This is a genomic window from Aliivibrio wodanis, assembly GCF_052920805.1.
The window spans coordinates 510,242-528,383 of record NZ_JBREXA010000001.1 but is presented as its reverse complement, the minus strand read 5'-3'; the positions used below and the strand labels follow the sequence as shown (position 1 = coordinate 528,383).

At 36.6% G+C, this 18,142-nt stretch carries 18 protein-coding genes; 16 read left to right on the top strand and 2 right to left on the bottom strand.

The annotated features are described in order from the left end of the window. The first annotated feature begins 108 nt into the window (after positions 1 to 108). From ACU5DF_RS02560 to ACU5DF_RS02550, 3 genes are all read left to right on the top strand, one after another. A complete protein-coding gene (locus ACU5DF_RS02560) occupies positions 109 to 804 on the top strand; it encodes a hypothetical protein (RefSeq protein WP_446711655.1) in 696 nt (231 codons plus the stop codon). A 720-nt stretch (positions 805 to 1,524) separates the two neighbouring features. Then, positions 1,525 to 2,001, top strand: coding sequence for an HAD family hydrolase (locus tag ACU5DF_RS02555; RefSeq protein ID WP_446711601.1), 477 nt, complete (start codon positions 1,525 to 1,527; stop codon positions 1,999 to 2,001). A 734-nt stretch (positions 2,002 to 2,735) separates the two neighbouring features. Continuing rightward, positions 2,736 to 3,590, top strand: coding sequence for a hypothetical protein (locus ACU5DF_RS02550; protein ID WP_446711654.1), 855 nt, complete (start codon positions 2,736 to 2,738; stop codon positions 3,588 to 3,590). Positions 3,591 to 3,786: 196 nt separating this feature from the next. On the opposite strand, the gene ACU5DF_RS02545 is transcribed toward ACU5DF_RS02550, so the two are convergent. Next, entirely contained in the window at positions 3,787 to 4,392 is a 606-nt protein-coding gene (locus ACU5DF_RS02545; protein ID WP_446711653.1) for a hypothetical protein, read from the bottom strand. Positions 4,393 to 4,671: 279 nt separating this feature from the next. Between ACU5DF_RS02545 and ACU5DF_RS02540 the strand changes: the two genes are divergently transcribed. The 13 genes from ACU5DF_RS02540 (at position 4,672) to ACU5DF_RS02480 (ending at position 16,960) form a co-directional block, all read left to right on the top strand. Beyond that, positions 4,672 to 5,232, top strand: a complete 561-nt coding sequence (locus ACU5DF_RS02540) for a hypothetical protein (RefSeq protein ID WP_446711652.1) — start codon at positions 4,672 to 4,674, stop codon at positions 5,230 to 5,232. Between the two features lie 137 nt (positions 5,233 to 5,369). Continuing rightward, positions 5,370 to 5,906: a nucleotidyltransferase family protein gene (locus ACU5DF_RS02535; protein ID WP_446711651.1), complete on the top strand. Its 537-nt coding sequence runs from the start codon at positions 5,370 to 5,372 to the stop codon at positions 5,904 to 5,906. Between the two features lie 142 nt (positions 5,907 to 6,048). After that, positions 6,049 to 6,690, top strand: coding sequence for a hypothetical protein (locus tag ACU5DF_RS02530; protein WP_446711650.1), 642 nt, complete (start codon positions 6,049 to 6,051; stop codon positions 6,688 to 6,690). Positions 6,691 to 6,825: 135 nt separating this feature from the next. Further along, complete coding sequence (locus tag ACU5DF_RS02525) at positions 6,826 to 7,491, top strand: hypothetical protein (protein WP_446711649.1); 666 nt, start codon at positions 6,826 to 6,828, stop codon at positions 7,489 to 7,491. 1,891 nt (positions 7,492 to 9,382) lie between these two features. Further along, positions 9,383 to 9,727, top strand: a complete 345-nt coding sequence (locus tag ACU5DF_RS02520) for a type II toxin-antitoxin system RelE/ParE family toxin (RefSeq protein WP_045103967.1) — start codon at positions 9,383 to 9,385, stop codon at positions 9,725 to 9,727. Between the two features lie 2 nt (positions 9,728 to 9,729). Further along, positions 9,730 to 10,005, top strand: a complete 276-nt coding sequence (locus ACU5DF_RS02515) for a helix-turn-helix domain-containing protein (RefSeq protein WP_045103966.1) — start codon at positions 9,730 to 9,732, stop codon at positions 10,003 to 10,005. A 156-nt stretch (positions 10,006 to 10,161) separates the two neighbouring features. Further along, on the top strand, positions 10,162 to 10,971 hold the full coding sequence (locus ACU5DF_RS02510; RefSeq protein ID WP_446711648.1) for a class I SAM-dependent methyltransferase: 810 nt from the start codon (positions 10,162 to 10,164) through the stop codon (positions 10,969 to 10,971). Positions 10,972 to 12,276: 1,305 nt separating this feature from the next. Next, positions 12,277 to 12,741, top strand: a complete 465-nt coding sequence (locus ACU5DF_RS02505; RefSeq protein WP_105063886.1) for an ASCH domain-containing protein — start codon at positions 12,277 to 12,279, stop codon at positions 12,739 to 12,741. A 737-nt stretch (positions 12,742 to 13,478) separates the two neighbouring features. Continuing rightward, entirely contained in the window at positions 13,479 to 14,480 is a 1,002-nt protein-coding gene (locus ACU5DF_RS02500; protein WP_446711647.1) for a DUF4062 domain-containing protein, read from the top strand. Between the two features lie 143 nt (positions 14,481 to 14,623). Further along, on the top strand, positions 14,624 to 15,088 hold the full coding sequence (locus tag ACU5DF_RS02495) for an ASCH domain-containing protein (RefSeq protein WP_446711646.1): 465 nt from the start codon (positions 14,624 to 14,626) through the stop codon (positions 15,086 to 15,088). Positions 15,089 to 15,237: 149 nt separating this feature from the next. Next, positions 15,238 to 15,882 carry a hypothetical protein gene (locus ACU5DF_RS02490; protein WP_446711645.1) on the top strand — a complete coding sequence of 215 codons (645 nt, stop codon included), beginning with the start codon at positions 15,238 to 15,240 and terminating at the stop codon, positions 15,880 to 15,882. Between the two features lie 194 nt (positions 15,883 to 16,076). Then, positions 16,077 to 16,487, top strand: coding sequence for a VOC family protein (locus ACU5DF_RS02485; RefSeq protein WP_446711644.1), 411 nt, complete (start codon positions 16,077 to 16,079; stop codon positions 16,485 to 16,487). A 176-nt stretch (positions 16,488 to 16,663) separates the two neighbouring features. After that, positions 16,664 to 16,960 carry a hypothetical protein gene (locus tag ACU5DF_RS02480; protein WP_446711643.1) on the top strand — a complete coding sequence of 99 codons (297 nt, stop codon included), beginning with the start codon at positions 16,664 to 16,666 and terminating at the stop codon, positions 16,958 to 16,960. Here the strand turns inward: ACU5DF_RS02480 and ACU5DF_RS02475 are convergent. Continuing rightward, positions 16,953 to 18,130 (bottom strand): IS3 family transposase gene (locus tag ACU5DF_RS02475; protein ID WP_446711485.1). Its coding sequence is split into 2 segments (ribosomal slippage): positions 16,953 to 17,863 and positions 17,863 to 18,130, totalling 1,179 coding nucleotides; the frame shifts between segments, so codons are not numbered across the junction. The two genes, ACU5DF_RS02480 and ACU5DF_RS02475, sit on opposite strands and share 8 nt — an antisense overlap. Positions 18,131 to 18,142: the final 12 nt, after the last annotated feature.

Genomic DNA, 18,142 nt, shown 5'->3' with positions numbered 1-18,142 from the left:
TTGGCGTTGTCAGTTTGCCTTTAGTTTCAGTGATTAAGGCAGTAAAATTCAGGTAAGTCTGTATCGTAGCAAACGTGTTATGCAGGCGTTATGTCACTAGGAGAAAGTGTGAAAGATTATAGAGACTATATCTATGGTGCATTATTTGGCTTGTTGTTACTTGCTTTATGGTATTTTTCGTCCTTGGCTATCCAAAATGCAGTGATTCCAAAAACGTGGGATTACTTTTTGAGTTTTGCTACAAACGTACTTGGCGTAATGCTTGGTGCACTATTGGCATTTAGGTTCAATCGAAGGCTAGATGCCGAAAGAGAAAGAAAAAATAATGAAACTAGCCTGATGCTAGCTCGTTTTGTTTTGAATAGAAAGTTGCATCGAATGAAGGAGCTTTATAACGGGCATTTAAAAGAATGGAAGCACGACTTCCATTCTTGGTACAAAATGAAACCGTTGCAACATATAGAAATGACCGAAGGTAATATTAACTACGATAGCCTTTCATTCCTAATTTTGACCAATGAGCTAGATTTGTTTGAAGCATTTAGAGCTGAAGAGCAATATACGAAAGCCATTGCGGTTATAAACGAAAGGTCAGACTTCCATTCTGATGATTATCAAAATGTATTTACCGAACTTGGCGACTACGACACATATCAAGATTTCGAAAAAGACATGGAAACTAGGTTCCCTAAAATAATAGGTGATTTGAAATCATCAACAGTCGCATCAATTGAATTATCTGAATCAGCAATTAGTCTATTACATAGTGCACTGAACAAATTGGGAAAAATTCAGATATCGTGACATAACAAATGCATCAACACGATTTGCTACACTCGGCATTGTCGGTTTGCCTTTAGTTTCAGTGATTAAGGCATTAAAATTCAGCTAGGCCTGCATGGTAGCAAACGTGTTATGCAGGCGTTACACGAACTCTAAGATCGCAGTTTTTTGGCTCAGTTCAGCGATTGAGCCGTTAGTTTTTTAGGCGTGAAAGTAGGCTGGATTTCCTTTTTCTTGGTTGCCTTTTAATATTCGTTTTAGCAGGTTCGGCAATTGACCATTATTGCCAAAAGTTCATGGGTTTCAGAAACCAATTCAGGCTTCAATTGTTCTTTGTTTTGCCTCATTTCAGTTTGCATCAGTGTTTTGCTCACAGCATTTTCAATCCCAATTGTTGTTGGGATATTTGGTTTATCAGCTCAAAACTGGCTGAAACCATGTTGTACAAATGGTGTAAGAAAAAGGATTGTTTCGTTTCACAGTTATTGCCGTTGAAATGATATTTTGCTCGCTTAATTGAGCCAGTCTAATTAAACTCAATTTACAGTAAATCTTGGTAAATCAATTCTTTACCAAGTTAATGGAAGCGTTGACAAAGATCGTGTAACAAATGCATCAACACGATTTGCTACATTCGGCGTTGTCAGTTTGCCTTTAGTTTCAGTGATTAAGGCGTTAAAATTCAGCTAAGTCTGTATCGTAGCAAACGTGTTATGCAGGCGTTATATGCAAGGAGGCATTATGAAAAAAGCTTATCTGTTCGATTGGGGTGACACTTTAATGGTCGACTTTCCAAATACTCTAGGAAAAATGTGTGATTGGGAAACAGTTCAGGCCGTAGATGGTGCTTCTGAAATGTTAGCTTCGTTATCCCAAAAAGGACATTTACTTTATGTTGCAACTGGTGCTGATGATTCCAGTGTTCAGGATATTGAATTGGCATTTGAACGAGTCGGGTTGTCTCAATTCATTTCAGGCTATTTCTGTAAATCAAATCTTGGTTTATCAAAAAACAGTTCTGAATTTTATCAAAGAATAGCGAATAAGTTAGGTGTTGAACCTAGTCAACTTACAATGGTTGGTGATTCACTTGAAAAAGACGTTATTTCAGCGATTGAGGCTGGTTTAAATGCGGTTTGGTTTAACTATCGAGGTTTGGAAAAAGAAAGTCACTCCAATTTTAGAACGATCTCTCAGCTTCATGAGTTAAGCATATAACAATCGCATCAACACGATTTGCTACATTCGGCATTCAAGGTTTCTTTGAGTTTACTATATTAAGTGGTAAATTTAGGCTTAGTCTGCATAGTAGCAAACGTGTTATGCAGGCGTTATACGAACTCTGAGAATGCAGTTTTTTGGTTCAGTTCAGCGATTGAACCATTAGTTTTTTTAGGTGTGAAAGTAGGGTGGTTTTCCTTTTTCTTTGTTGCCTTTTGGTATTCGTTTCATCAGGTTCGGCATTGAACGATTATTGCCCCAAATTCAGGCGTTTCAGCGGCTAATTTACGCTTCAATTGTTCTTTGGTTATACCTCATTTTAGTCTGCATCAGTGTTTTGCTCTCAGCATTTTCAATCCCAATTGTGGTTAGGATATTTGGTTTATCAGTTCCAAACTTGCTGAAACCAATTCGTACAAATGGTGTAAGAAAAAGGGATTGTTTCGTTTCACAGTTATTGCCGTTGAAATGATATTTTGCTCGCTTAATTGAACTAGTCTAATTAAAATCGTTTTACAGCAAATCTTGGTAAATCAGTTCTTTACCAAGTTTATCGGAGCGAAAGCAAGGCTCGTATAACAAAGCAATCAACACGATGCTATTTACATTCGGCATTCGCGGTTTGAAGTATAATTGGTTTTGTAAGTTGGTCTTTCGCACGTGTTATTGCGGCGTTATGTTGCTTTTTCTATTCAATATGTAGTTCAATTAATTTTGGTATTAGAGGTTTTATGGTTAATGTTTACAATGCTGACAGAATAAATGTCAAAAATAGAAGCTTTATTCTAAAGCACTTAGGTATATCATCAGTAGCTGCTGCTGAGAGAATTGAAGGGATGTTTGCCCATCAAGCCATGTGTTCGTTTAACCCTGATCTTTCAGTAAATGTACACGATCGAAAAGGTAAAATTATTGCATCTCAAACGCTTAATGAGCATTTGCTATCTTTCTGTGATTATGCGAAAACATTTTCTATTTCGGAGTATTCTATTGCAGTTAAGAACCCCCTCAGATTGCTTGATTTATGGGGGGATGATCCAATTGGTAGTGCTGGGCCACAAGTTGTGGATACAAAGCAACTAACTTCATCCCAGACCGAAGATATTCAAAAGCTTTTTTACCCATTTTCTTCGGTTATTTATCCGCCGCAGATATTAAGTATTATGTCTCTAAAAGATATTAAGAATATTAAGCGTCGATATCTAGGTAATAAGTTTTTTGAAGCGGAGTTTAAAAAACGGAAATTCCGCTCAAAAGCAGTCGGAGAGGATTTTAATCAAGCTCAATATCAAGAAATTGTTTGGCTGGATTTTACGTTTAAACTTAAATCATGGGCTTTAAATAATGGTTTTGATTCTTTTGTTTACTCTAATAATAAAGAGGGCAATGGTGAGGATACCTATATCACTTTATTTTCAAATCAAGTAACAAGCACTAGTAACGCCTTATTTTTCCAAGAAGAAAAGTATTTATCTGAAATGCCTGAAGCTATTAAAAAAATGATAACTAGTCATGGGAATGGGTCATATCGAGTTATAAATCATGCATTATGGGGACAAAAAGATCCTATGTGCTATTGGAAATAAAACTTCATGGTAATCGGTGGCTGAAAAGAAACATAACAAATGCATCAACACGATTTGCTACATTCGGCATTCTAGGTTTCTTTGAGTTTACCGTATTAAGTGGTAAATTTGGGCTTAATCTGCATGGTAGCAAACGTGTTATGCAGGCGTTAAGCCGCAAAGGCTAGTTAATTTACTAGCCTTTATCAGAGGTGGTTTATACTTCGTTTTCTTTTTTCCATTCTTTAGCTTCTAAGAGTAATTCTCTATTTATTGAGCTAACTTCTAATCTTGATAATCCAAATGATTTAGCTGTTTGATTAAGGAAAGCCGTTTCATCTGAATTTAACTCGTCACGGTCAATAGCATTAAACATAACCAATCTAGATGCCATACGATAGTAATGTTCTTCAAGTTCAAAATGTTCTGAAAATTCTACAATATCGTTGATAGAGTCAGGTTCATCAAACGCTTCACTAAGCATTTTTTTCAATTTTCTACCTGATAGGCCATTATTTTCAATAAAAGTGCTAGTAAAGGTACCGTCATCATCAAGCTTTCCATCTATGCTTCCAATAGCATAGTCTTCAATAAATTGACTTGGTTCGCTTGAGATTAGAGCTACATGACCTAGCATTGCTATATCACATAATTCAGCATATATGTAATTATCTAATTCACCTTCATCTAGTTCACCATTTTCATCTTCATCAAAAATTGAAGCAAAAATATTTTTACTACCTTGAATCAAATCGTTTCTAGTTTTTTCATCAGATAAAACGTTAGTTACAAGTTCTGCGGCTAGTGATGCAAAAAAGCTCATGGCATAATTTCCTAAACAAATTGAATTATGGGTATGGCATACCATTTGGGCTGATATTCAAGTGGGTATTTGCAGCTTAACAATCGCATCAACACGATTTGCTACACTCGGCATTGTCAGTTTGCCTTTAGTTTCAGTGATTAAGGTAGTAAAATTCAGCTAGGTCTGTATCGTAGCAAACGTGTTATGCAGGCGTTATATTTAATAAGAGGTTCCGTGAGAAAATTCATATTTGAACAGATACATATAGAGATTAATCTTCAGCATCAAAGAGCGTTGATGTTGAAAATTGAGGATTATTTAGCTCAAGAGACCGTAGATCTTGATTCTCAGCTGAATTCAGAAGTGGCTGGGATGTCTTATATGGAAAAAGATGATTTTCTGGAGTCGGAACGTTTCAGAATCGAACAAACTAAGCATACATTCCCTCAACTCCAGCGAACATCTAGCTTAATTAGTCTTTACTTGACTTTAGAGAATAGTCTTAATTTTCTGTGTCAGGCAGGCTCAAGATACAGCGATAGTGATATTGTATTAACTGATTTAGTGAGCACGAACTTAATCGAAAGAGCCAGAATCTATTTAGTAAAAGTTTTAAAGCTAAATTTTCCTGCGCAAAATCCTACGTGGAAAGAGATTGAAAAAATCCAGCAGATAAGAAATGCTCTTGTTCATAATAATGGCGTTGTAAAAAGCGGTAACACTGCATTGCTCGGTTATATTAGGCATTCTAGTTACATCGAACTCGTTGGATACAAGATAATACTAAAAAGAGGTTTTTCAGAATATGCTTGCAATATCATAGAGAAGTTCTTCTATGAGTTTTTCAATGGAAATTAAATATAACAAATGCATCAACACGATTTGCTACATTCGGCATTCTAGGTTTCTTTTGGTTTACCGTATTTAGTGGTAAATTTGAGCTTAATCTGCATAGTAGCAAACGTGTTATGCAGGCGTTATAACGCAGGGTGGATATGGATAGAATCATCACATTAATTGAGAAAGATGAATTGAGAGTTAAGGCTCTTGATTGTGTTCTACAACTCAATTTACCTCATTGCTATTTAGCCGCTGGTTTCGTCCGAAATTTGGTGTGGGACCATTTGCATCAGAAATCAGTATTTACGCCTTTGAATGACGTTGATGTTGTTTATTTCGATGAAACTGAATCTAATCCTGAAAACTACAAAATAATCGAATCTCAGCTTTCTGCATTGATGCCAGAATTGAATTTGGAAGTGCGTAATCAAGCAATTATGCACAAACGAAATGGCGATAAACCGTATTTAAGTATTATCGATGCAATGAGTTATTGGCCAGAAAAAGAAACAGCGGTAGCCATACGAAAATTAGACAATGGTAAATACGAATGTATTTCTGCTTTTGGCTTTGAATCGTTGTTTAATTTGCAGGTTACACATAATCCTAAGCGTTCTTTAGAAATCTTCAGTGACCGTGTAACGTCGAAAGGTTGGCTAGGTCATTGGTCTAAATTGAGAACTGCGTTATAACAAAGCAATCAACACGATTTACTACATTCGGCGTTGTGGGTTTGTCTTTAGTTTCAGTGATTAAGGCGGTAAAATTCAGCTAAGTCTGTGTCGTAGTAAACGTGTTATTGCGGCGTTAGTTGCTTATTTACGTGGAGAATTTGTGAGAAAAATTAGAATAGAATACGCGATAATTTTGATCGTTTGGTTATTATCGATGGTAGCAGCTCTCGGGGCTGGTTATGTATACGGTGGAGCATGGCCATATTTTGATGGTACTGGAGTAACAAACGCACTTACTATGTTAATAGCCATTTCTAATATGGTTTCAGCGGTGGTGACGCTAGCAACTTTAGGTTTCTTGATGCTGGCAAGACATGATTGGCTAAAACCAAAGATAAGTGACGCCGCTGTTGATTTAAAATTATCTCTCAGGAAGTGGGATAGGGATGCTCAATTATTGTTCAAAGAAATTTCAACCGAGGCTGGTTTATATACAGCTAATGTTATTTCGGCGAATGTAGGTCATTTCTACGATAATGAAAGGCAAGCATGGTCGGATTTTGAGAGGTTATACGACAAGTATGAGTTTTATCATGATAGCGATGAGAAAAGGCGGATAGCGTACAACGATATAAAGTCTAAACGCGAGAAAATTGTATCCATGTATGTTCAATTTCGAGATCCACATATGAGAATTGGCTTTTCAAATCAAAGTGGTATCCGAATCTTGCAACCAAGGTTAATTTCTGAGTTGTCACTAAAAGTGTCAGAGTTTGAAAGTACAATTCAAGTACGCAACTAACAAATGCATCAACACGATTTGCTACACTCGGCGTTGTCAGTTTGCCTTTAGTTTCAGTGATTAAGGCAGTAAAATTCAGCTAAGCCTGTATCGTAGCAAACGTGTTATGCAGGCGTTATAAATCTCGGAGGTATCGTGTTATATAATCAAATGAGCCCTATAGAGCAAGATGAGTATTTTGAGTTAAAATTCGTAAGCCAATTATCGTTAACTGAACTGGCTTACTTTCATTTAGATGTAAGATACGCGCGACATCGTGTAAAGGACGGTTGGGTGAGTTCTAGCTTATACGACCTTAAAGAATCCTTGTCAGCTTCGTTTAACAATGTGCGGACTAATCAATATGTACCAATGATGGTATCTTTCTCGATATTGGATCAATTAGGTAATTTGTATGCTATTCAACAGCAGAACTGTACCTATCAAAATGGTATAAAACGAGCACTGAGCTATTTCTCGAACTGTAATAGAGCTGAAATTGAATCTTTAGTTACGTTACGTAATGGTTTACTGCATGATGGTAGCTTGATTAGCCATAGTCAAAACGGTCGAACTCATGTAATCTTTAGAACAGATCCAACTGCAACCAACCTTTTAACTTTCCCTGCTACTCCATGGAATGGGCAATATCAAAATGATCTAACCCCATATCTCACGTTGATAAATCTCCAAAAACTCAAAGAGCTAGTTTTTAATGCAATCGACATGGCTAAAGCCGAGTTATGTAATGGTAACTTGGATATTACCAACATGGCTGCCCGTGAATTTTATTTTAAGTTTCTATTTAAAAGAGATTTATAACAAATGCATCAACACGATTTACTACACTCGGCATCTCAGGTTGTCGGGTGTTTCTCGTTTTAAGGCGTCAATTTTGAGTATAATTGCATAGTAGTAAACGTGTTATGCAGGCGTTGTGCGTACTGAGTCCGAAATTTTTTGCACGGTTCATCAAAAGGATCGCGGCTTTCGTAGTTTCGGCTTAGTAAGCGTAAATTTCTTCTTTGTTGCCTTTTGGTTTTCGTATTATCAGGTTCGGCAAATTAGCCCTTATTTACCTAAGTTCAGGCGTTTCAGAGGCTAATTTACGCTTCAATTGTTATTTGGTTATGCCTCATTTTATTCTGCATCAGTGTTTTGCTCGTAGCATTTTCAATCCCAATTGTGGCAAGGATATTTGGTTTATCAGTTCCAAATCTGCTGAAACTAAGTCGTTCAAATGGCGTAAAAAATGTATCTGTTTTCCATTCACTTTATCTCGCAATTTAAGAACATTTTGTTCGCTTAATTACTATTGGTAAATTAGAATTAGGGCTTAGAAAATCTTGGCAGGGCAGTTCTTTTCCAAGTCAGCCAAGCCGAAAGTAAGCACGCACAACAATCGCATCAACACGATTTATTACATTCGGCGTTCTGGGTTTGCCTTGGGTTTCGTGATTAAGGTGGTAAAATTCAGGTTGGTCTGCATGGTAATAAACGTGTTATGCCAGCGTTGTGCGTACTGAGTCCGAAATTTTTTGCACGGTTCATCAAAAGGATCGCGGCTTTCGTAGTTTCGGCTTAGTAAGCGTAAATTTCTTCTTTGTTGCCTTTTGCTTTCCATTTCATCAGGTTCGGCAAATTAGCCCTTATTTCCACAAGTTCAGGCGTTTCAGAGGCATTTTTACGCTTCAATTGTTCTTTGGTTATGCCTCATTTTAGTCTGCATCAGTGTTTCCTCTCAGCATTTTCAATCCCAATTGTGGTTAGGATATTTGGTTTATCAGTGCCAAATTTGTTGAAACCAAGCCGTTCAAATGGCGTGGGAAATGTATCTGCTTTCCATTTACTTTATCTCGCATTTTAAGAACATTTTGTTCGCTTAATTACTCTCGGTAAATTAGAATCAGAGCTTAGAAAATCTTGGCAGGACAGTTCTTTACCAAGCTAGCCAAGCCGAAAGTAAGCACGCACAACAATCGCATCAACACGATTTATTACATTCGGCGTTCTGGGTTTGCCTTGGGTTTTGTGATTAAGGTGGTTAATTCAGGTTGGTTTGCATGGTAATAAACGTGTTATGCCAGCGTTATACGAACTCTGAGAATGCAGTTTTTTGGTTCAGTTTAGCGATTGAACCATTAGTTTTTTAGGCGTGAAAGTAGGGTGGTTTTCCTTCTTCTTTGTTTCCTTTTTGTGTTCGTTTTATCAGGTTCGGCATTGAGCTATTATTGCCCTAAATTCAGGCGTTTCAGCAGCTAATTTACGCTTCAATTGTTCTTTGGTTATACCTCATTTTAGTCAGCATTAGTGTTTTCCTCGTAGAATTTTCAATCCAAATTGTGGCAATGATATTTGGTTTATCAGTTCCAAACTGGCTGAAACCAAATCGTTCAAATGGTGTAAGAAAAAGGGATTGTTTCGTTTCACAGTTATTACTGTTGATTGGATATTTTGCTCGCTTAATTGAGCCAGTCTAATTAAACTCAGTTTACAGTAAATCTTGGTAAATCAGTTCTTTACCAAGTTAATCGGAGCGAAAGCAAGGCTCGTATAACAAAGCAATCAACACGATGCTATTACACTCGGCATTCGCGGTTTAGAGTATAATTGGTTTTGTAAGTCGGTCTTTCGCACGTGTTATTGCGGCGTTAACTGTACAAAGCGAAAAATTCCAGCTTGCAAAAGTTCACATTGATGTTAACCTTTATGTATGAGAAATATTGATTTTTATACTACCGAAGACGGTAAATGTCCGATAGCTGAATTTTTAGATTCACTTTCGGGTAAGCAAGCGCAGAAAGTAGCTTGGGTGCTTCAGTTAATTGAAGAATTGGACAAGATCCCAACGACTTACCTTAAAAAACTGGTTAATACTGACAATATCTGGGAAGTGAGAGTACAAGTTGGTGGGAATATATTTCGTTTATTAGGCTTCTTTGATGGTGATAACTTAGTTGTTCTCAATCATGGTTTTCAAAAGAAAACACAAAAAACGCCACCAAAAGAAATCAAAATTGCAGAAAATCGTCGTAAAGACTATTTAGCGAGGAAATAATAATGAGTGACTTTAAAAAATATTTAGCTAACCGTAAAGCAAACGACATCGATTTTTCTGACGGATATGAAGAAGGTTACCAATCGTTTAAATTTGGTGCTTTGTTGAAAGAAGCGCGTAAAGATGCAGGATTAACTCAGGTCGATCTAGCATCAAAGCTCCAGACACAAAAAAGTGCTATATCACGAATTGAAAACCATTCAGATGATGTTAAATTATCAACCCTTGAACGTTTTGCTTCAGCATTAGGTAAAAAATTAGAAATTCGCTTGGTGTAAGAAGTACAGTTAACAATCGCATCAACACGATTTACTACACTCGGCAATCTCAGTTTGCCGGGTGTTTCTCGTTTTAAGGCGTCAATTTTAAGTATGATTGCATAGTAGTAAACGTGTTATGCAGGCGTTATACAAATTTATTAAGTAGAGAGTATTTTGAAAGTTATTATTCAGTCATTATCAGCATTAGCATTCTTTATTTCAGTCGCTTGGGCTTGGGCAGAGTTTACCTATGAACCTTTAATTGTCACGATTGGTAGTGCAATTGCATTTATCGGTGTTGTGTTTAGAGGAAAGACAAAGACCACAACTTATGGTCGTGAAGACGCTTCACTATTCTATGGAGAAATAGCTAAGGATTATGATGCGCGGAATACTCAGTTTTTAAAAGAATCGCATATCAATACGGTTAAGCACTTGAAAAAGGCTATTGATGAATTGGATTCAGCATCAGTGCTCGACTTAGGTGGAGGTACAGGTATCAATGTTGCTGCACATTTCTTTAATCGGAGTAATGTTACATGGCATTACGTTGATGCATCATCAGAAATGAAAACCGCATTTGAAAAAAATGTAGAAATGGCGGATTTCAAACACACAACAAAAATGTCTGACCTTAATAATTTCTTGAATATCTGCGATGAAAAATTTGATGCGATCGTAGTTTCTTTTGTCCTAACATCTCTCCCTTATCCGTTCGATTTAAAGAAAGTTTCATCTTTATTGAAACCTAATGGTTCACTTATAATTGCGGATATTGAACCAGAATATACAGCAAAGTTTCCGGAATATAAGGTGAAAGTTGGTGAGGAATATCATTCGCTTTTAGTTAGTCCAGTAAATGCGTTGGATCTAATTGAAAAAGGGTTAAATGCTAATTTAGAGTTAAAGTTTTGCCAGAGTATTAAGAAAAATGATGGTCAAAGGTATGCGTACGTTGTTCATTTGACGAAACAATTTGTATAACAAATGCATCAACACGATTTACTACACTCGGCATCTCAGGTTGTCGGGTGTTTCTCGTTTTAGGGCGTCAATATTGAGTATAATTGCATAGTAGTAAACGTGTTATGCAGGCGTTACACGAACTCTAAGATTGCAGTTTTTTGGCTCAGTTCAGCGATTGAGCCGTTAGTTTTTTAGGCGTGAAAGTAGGGTGGATTTCCTTTTTCTTTGTTGCCTTTCAATATTCGTTTCATCAGGTTCGGCAATTGACCATTATTGCCAAAAGTTCATGGATTTCAGAAACCAATTCACGCTTCAATTGTTCATGGTTTTGCCTCATTTTATCCTGCATCAGTGTTTTACTCGCAATATTTTCAATCCAAATTGTGGCGAGGATATTTGGTTTTTCAGCTAAAAACTGGCTGAAACCAGGTCGTACAAATGGTGTAAGAAAAAGGATTGTTTCGTTTCACAGTTATTGCTGTTGATTGGATATTTTGCTCGCTTAATTGAGCCAGTCTAATTAAACTCAGTTTACAGTAAATCTTGGTAAATCAATTCTTTACCAAGTTAATGGAAGCATTGACAAAGATCGTGTAACAAATGCATCAACACGATTTGCTACATTCGGCATTCTAGTTTTCTTTGAGTTTACAGTGTTAAGTGGTAAATTTAGACTTAATCTGCATGGTAGCAAACGTGTTATGCAGGCGTTACACGAACTCTAAGATCGCAGTTTTTTGGCTCAGTTCAGCGATTGAGCCGTTAATTTTTTAGGCGTGAAAGTAGGGTGGATTTCCTTTTTTCTTTGTAGCCTTTTGTTTTTCATTTCGTCAGGTTCGGCATTGAACTATTATTGTCCTAAATTCAGGCGTTTCAGCGGCTAATTTACGCTTCAATTGTTCTTTGGCTATGCCTCATTTTATCCTGTATCAGTGTTTTTCTCACAGCATTTTCAATCCAAATTGTGGCAAGGATATTTGGTTTTTCAGCTAAAAAGTTGCTGAAACCAAATCGTACAAATGGTGCTAGAAAAAGGGTTGTTTCGTTTCACAGTTATTGCTGTTGAAGTGATATTTTGCTCGCTTAATTGAGCCAGTCTAATTAAACTCAGTTTACAGTAAATCTTGGTAAATCAATTCTTTATCAAGTTAATGGAAGCGTTGACAAAGATCGTGTAACAAATGCATCAACACGATTTGCTACATTCGGCGTTGTCAGTTTGCCTTTAGTTTCAGTGATTAAGGCGTTAAAATTCAGCTAAGTCTGTATGGTAGCAAACGTGTTATGCAGGCGTTATATTGCGAAAATAGTTAAGAGGATTTCATGGAAGAACAGTCTCAAATCTACTTGGATCAGTATCTAAGCTCACTTTCTGAAATTGAACGTGAAAAGTATCAATCATTCAGTTCAGACTATTTCTGTGCTGATGAGCATAATGCCAATTTATGCGCAGAATTAATCCGAATTGGTCAAAAGACAGCAACTTGTAGCTTAAATGTTTGGTATGAATCTGGTGAAGAACCAATGCCAACCGTTGGTCATTTACAAGTAGTCGTTGATTGGAATGGGAAACCAATTTGTATCATTGAAATTGATTCAGTTGAAACGTGTAAATATAACGAAGTTACGGCTGAGTTTGCTCATGCAGAAGGCGAGGGCGACCGTTCATTAAAATGGTGGCGTGAAGCTCATTGGAGTTTCTTTGCTGCTGAATGTTCAGAGTTAAATATTCAGCCTAATGAGGACATGGTTCTTGTATTGGAACGATTTCATGTCGTTTATCAATAGGCAATATAACAAATGCATCAACACGATTTTCTACACTCGGCGTTGTCAGTTTGCCTTTAGTTTCAGTGATTAAGGCAGTAAAATTCAGCTTGGTTTGCATGGTAGCAAACGTGTTATGCAGGCGTTACACGAACTAAAGATAGCAGTTTTTTGGCTCAGTTCGGTGATAGAACCATTCGATTTTTAGATGTGAAAGTAGGGTGGTTTTCCTTCTTCTTTGTTTCCTTTTAGTTTTCATTTCATTTGGTTCGGCAATTGAACATTATTGCCAAAAGTTCATGGATTTCAGAAACCAATTCACGCTTCAATTGTTCATGGTTTTGCCTCATTTTAACTTGCATCAGTGTTTTGTTCGCAACATTTCCAATCCAAATTTTGGTAAGGATATTTGGTTTATCAGTTCCAAACTTGCTGAAACCAAATCGTACAAATGGTGTAAGAAAAAGGGATTGTTTCGTTTCACAGTTATTGCCGTTGAAATGATATTTTGCTCGCTTAATTGAGCCAGTCTAATTAAACTCAGTTTTCAGTAAATCTTGGTAAATCAGTTCTTTACCAATTAATGCGAAGCGTTGACAAAGATCGTGTAACAAAGCAATCAACACGATGCTATTTACATTCGGCATTCGCGGTTTGGAGTATAATTGGTTTTGTAAGTCAGTCTTTCGCACGTGTTATTGCGGCGTTATGCATCAGAGCCATATGGTGATGGTTAATCAAATAAATGAAGAGAATATATGGATAAGCGTTATCAAGTTTTTGTAAGTTCAACTTATGTTGATCTTCAGGAAGAAAGGCAAAGAGTTTTACAAACATTAATGGAAATGGATTGTATTCCTGCTGGTATGGAGTTATTTCCAGCTGCAGATGAGGAACAGTGGGAGTTCATTAAACGTATAATTGATGATTGTGATTATTACTTACTTATCATTGGTGGTCGATATGGTTCTACGGCTGATGACGGTCTCAGTTATACCGAAAAAGAATTTGATTATGCCGTGAGTAAAGGTATTAAAGTAATTGCTTTATTGCATAAATCACCAGATGACCTGCCTCGTTCAAAATCAGAAATAGAAGAAGATAATTATAATAAACTCCAAAGTTTTAGATCAAAGGTTAGTGATGGTCGATTAGTTAGGTTTTGGGATAATGCAGCTCAATTACCAGGAGAGGTATCACTCAGTTTAAATAAAACGATGAGATTATTTCCAGCAGTTGGTTGGGTTAGAGGGGATTCAGCAGCTTCCCCTGAGTTACTCATTGAAATTAATAACCTACGAAAACGTAATGATGAACTGCAATTGCAACTTCAGGAAAGTCAGCTATCTCAACCACTGATTCCAAAAGAGGAATTAGCCGATTGGGATAGTACTATTGAGATAAATGGTACGTATAGTTTATATGCAAGATCTATGGGGCAACAAACTCAATATTGTAAATGGCATAATTCTGTTTCGTGGAGCCAAATTTTTAGTGCTATATCACCGTTTATAGCAGATAAAGCTTTTGATAGTGATGTTAATCAATTTACTGCGCAACAATTTAGTAAGGTTGACTGTAATAATATTCACATGACTTCATTATTGATAAATGAGCAGGATTTATATACGATTCGAATTCAATTCTTAGCTTTGGGATTAATTGAAATTGATAACGAACATCCACAAGCACAATGGCTATTAACTAATTTAGGTATGCAGACAATGCTTAAGTATCGAGTTATCAGCAAAGGTGCATAACAAATACATCAACACGATTTACTACACTCGGCATCTCTGGTTGTCGGGTGTTTATCGTTTTAAGGTGTCAATATTGAGTATAATTGCATAGTAGTAAACGTGTTATGCAGGCGTTATATTGCAAAAATAGTTAAGAGGATTTCATGGAAGAACAGTCTCAAATCTACTTGGATCAGTATCTAAGCTCACTTTCTGAAATTGAGCGTAACAAGTATCAATCATTCAGTTCAGATTATTTCTGTGCTGATGAGCATAATGCCAATTTATGTGCGGAATTAATCCGAATTGGTCAAAAGACAGCAACTTGTAGCTTAAATATTTGGTATGAATTAGGTGAAGAACCAATGCCAACCGTTGGTCATTTACAAGTGGTTGTTGATTGGAATGGAAAACCAATTTGTATCATTGAAATTGATTCAGTTGAAATGTGTCAATATAACGAAGTTACGACTGAGTTTGCTCATGCAGAAGGCGAGGGCGACCGTTCATTAAAATGGTGGCGTGAAGCTCATTGGCGTTTCTTTTCTGCTGAATGTTCAGAGTTAAATATTAAGCCTAATGAGGACATGGTTCTTGTATTGGAACGATTTCATGTCGTTTATCAATAGGCAATATAACAAAGCAATCAACACGATTTATTACATTCGGCGTTGTAGGTTTGTCTTTGGTTTCGGTGTTTAAGGCAGTAAAATTCAGCTAAGTCGTCGTAGTAATAAACGTGTTATTGCGGCGTTATACAAATACAGAGGATTCAGGTTTGCATATAGTATATTTAACGACATTGAATACGAGATTGACAGGGGAAAGCTGTGTTGATGACCTTATCCGTATATTAAAAGATCCAGTTTATAGAAACTTAGATGTTCGCATTTTTGAACATAGAGGTGGTGAGCTTTCTTTATTAAGTCAATTAGAAATAGAACTCAGGAATGCATTAAAAAGTGGTAAGAAAATAGATTTGGTATTTAATGGTAAGGCCTGTTCTTCTTCTGCCGCATTTTATGTTTACTGCTGTCAATTAGCGAACAATAAGTACTCTAAACAATTAAGTTTAAGGACAGAGTCTAGGCTTAGCGGTAGCTTTGAATTTGTTTTCCATAGACCTCGACTTCCCGTTGCTCTGAGTTGCTTTAATGGTCAAAACTTAGGAGGTCTATTAACTCAGGGGACGGATGTTCTCATTTTTAGAAATGATTGGAATGAACCAGCACTAAAATACTTAAAAAATAGATATCCAGAACTTCGAACGAAATTAAATAATCTTGCAAGAGGTAAAGGCGATAGTGTTTTCTATGGTAGGTTCGTATACGCTCTAAATCACTTGAAATTTACCAACTCTATTCCTTCAACTAACCAAGAAAGGCATTATGTTGCAAAAGGTAACGTTGTGCTGCACGTATGAATTTGTATAACAAAGCAATCAACACGATTTATTACACTCGGCAATGTAGGTTTGTCTTTGGTTTCGGTGCTTAAGGCGTTAAAATTCAGCTAAGGCGTTGTAGTAATAAACGTGTTATTGCGGCGTTATATGCAAAAATGAGTTTATGAGCTAAATAGGGTAGAATTCCACTTTTGAACTGTAGTGAGCCACAAATGAATAAGCCTATCGAACAAAGAATTGGTAACATCGCCTTAGTTGTTGAAAATTATGATGATGCAATTGAATTTTATACTAAAAAACTTCAATTTGAGCTTGTCGAAGATACGGATTTAGGCGGTGGTAAGCGTTGGGTTCAAATATCTCCACCTAATTCAACGGGTACAAATTTACTATTGGCTCAAGCAAGTAATGATGACCAATTAAAATCAGTTGGTAATCAAGCTGGCGGTCGTGTTTTCTTATTTCTTCAAACTAATGATTTCTGGCGTGACTATGAGTTTATGAAAGCTCAAAGTGTCGAATTTACTGAAGAACCACGTATTGAAGAATATGGCACAGTTGTCGTATTTAAAGACTTATACGGTACAAAATGGGACTTATTGCAGCTAAATCAAGTTAACTAAGTCTGTAGCATATAACAAATGCATCAACACGATTTGCTACACTCGGCGTTGTCAGTTTGCCTTTAGTTTCAGTGATTAAGGCGTTAAAATTCAGTTAGGTCTGTATCGTAGCAAACGTGTTATGCAGGCGTTAGGCGCTGGTGTGCGTAAATAAATTTAACTTATGGGTAAAATTAATGGCCAAATTAAAATTTAAGCGGGGACGTAAGGTTGGTGATTGGCAGTTAATTGAAAAATTAGGGGCAGGTGGTAATGGGGATGTATGGAAAGTAAAAAATAAAAATGGAGAAGAATTTGCTCTTAAAGTCCTTAGGAATATTGATGCAGATACTTTTACAAGGTTTAAAATTGAAGAAAATATATTAAGAGAACTTAATATTAATGGTGTAATTAAACTTGTTGATTCATTTATACCAGAAAGTAAGTCAGAAGGTACTCCTTGGTTCGTTATGCGATTTGTAGTGGTCAAGTAAAACTGGCCACCGTTTTATATTCTAACCAATATTGTTGCTCTGCAAGGTTAGGTGGTAATCCATCATTGTGCTGATGAGGCCTGATATTACTGAAGTAACCAATTATATATTTGGTTATTGAATGTTTTGCTTCAGCAAAACTTTTATATCCATTCTTAGGAACCCATTCACTTTTTAAACTTCTAAAGAATCTTTCCATTGGACTATTATCCCAGCAATTACCACGACGACTCATGCTTTGAGTTATTTGATATTGCCATAATTTTTGCCTGAACTTTAAACTTGTATAGTGGCAACCTTGATCGCTATGGAACATGACATTTGATGGTTTTCCTCGTAATTCATACGCTATTGAAAGTGCTTTCGCTGTAAGGTTACTATCAGGTGAAAGTGACAATGACCAACCAATCGGTTTTCGTGAAAATAGGTCAATAACAACAGCTAAATAAGCCCACCTTGTACCAATCCAAATGTAAGTGACATCACCACACCAAATTTGATTTGGTTGCTTAACGTCAAATTGTCGTTTCAATAAATTAGGGGCAATAATACTCTCATGATCCGCTTTCTTATAATTATGCTTCGGTATTTGCGTGCTTACTAAATTAAGCAATTTCATTAACTTAGTCGCACGATAGCGGCTAAGTGGTATCCCTCTTTGGGATACCATTTTTGCTATACTTCTCGCCCCAGCAGAGCCATTACTAATGCGATGTACTTCTTTAACTTCTGAGTATAGCTCTAATAATTCACCGTCAATATTTCTTGGTTTTGCCTTCCAATACTTATAACTACTCCGATGAATACCAAAGGTTTCACAAAGAATGCTTATACTGTGGCTCTGCCTGAGTTTATCTATTAATGCGAATTGTTCAGTGAGTCTGACATCAACAGAGCCGTAGCCTTTTTTAGTATTTCATTATGCTCCTCGAGACGAGCAAGTTTCTTTTTTAACTCGCGAATTTCTATTTGTTCGGGAGTGATGGGAGATGCCGCTGGCATCACTCCACTTAACTCATCTTTTAGCTGCTGAACCCACTTAGTCATCGCGGATTTACTTACGTTCATAACCTGGGAAGCTTCAGTAATTGAGTATCCTTGCTCAATGACTAACTGAGCGGCTTCTAACTTGTATGTTGCGCTATAGTTCTTTCTTGGACGTTTTGTCATTATGTACACCTA

Coding starts and splice junctions, on each gene's coding strand:
- ACU5DF_RS02505 (WP_105063886.1), top strand. CDS start 12,277: ATGGAAGAACAGTCTCAAATCTACTTGGATCAGTATCTAAGCTCACTT.
- ACU5DF_RS02535 (WP_446711651.1), top strand. CDS start 5,370: ATGGATAGAATCATCACATTAATTGAGAAAGATGAATTGAGAGTTAAG.
- ACU5DF_RS02480 (WP_446711643.1), top strand. CDS start 16,664: ATGGCCAAATTAAAATTTAAGCGGGGACGTAAGGTTGGTGATTGGCAG.
- ACU5DF_RS02515 (WP_045103966.1), top strand. CDS start 9,730: ATGAGTGACTTTAAAAAATATTTAGCTAACCGTAAAGCAAACGACATC.
- ACU5DF_RS02520 (WP_045103967.1), top strand. CDS start 9,383: ATGAGAAATATTGATTTTTATACTACCGAAGACGGTAAATGTCCGATA.
- ACU5DF_RS02495 (WP_446711646.1), top strand. CDS start 14,624: ATGGAAGAACAGTCTCAAATCTACTTGGATCAGTATCTAAGCTCACTT.
- ACU5DF_RS02550 (WP_446711654.1), top strand. CDS start 2,736: ATGGTTAATGTTTACAATGCTGACAGAATAAATGTCAAAAATAGAAGC.
- ACU5DF_RS02500 (WP_446711647.1), top strand. CDS start 13,479: ATGGATAAGCGTTATCAAGTTTTTGTAAGTTCAACTTATGTTGATCTT.
- ACU5DF_RS02545 (WP_446711653.1), bottom strand. CDS start 4,392: ATGAGCTTTTTTGCATCACTAGCCGCAGAACTTGTAACTAACGTTTTA.
- ACU5DF_RS02540 (WP_446711652.1), top strand. CDS start 4,672: ATGTTGAAAATTGAGGATTATTTAGCTCAAGAGACCGTAGATCTTGAT.
- ACU5DF_RS02485 (WP_446711644.1), top strand. CDS start 16,077: ATGAATAAGCCTATCGAACAAAGAATTGGTAACATCGCCTTAGTTGTT.
- ACU5DF_RS02555 (WP_446711601.1), top strand. CDS start 1,525: ATGAAAAAAGCTTATCTGTTCGATTGGGGTGACACTTTAATGGTCGAC.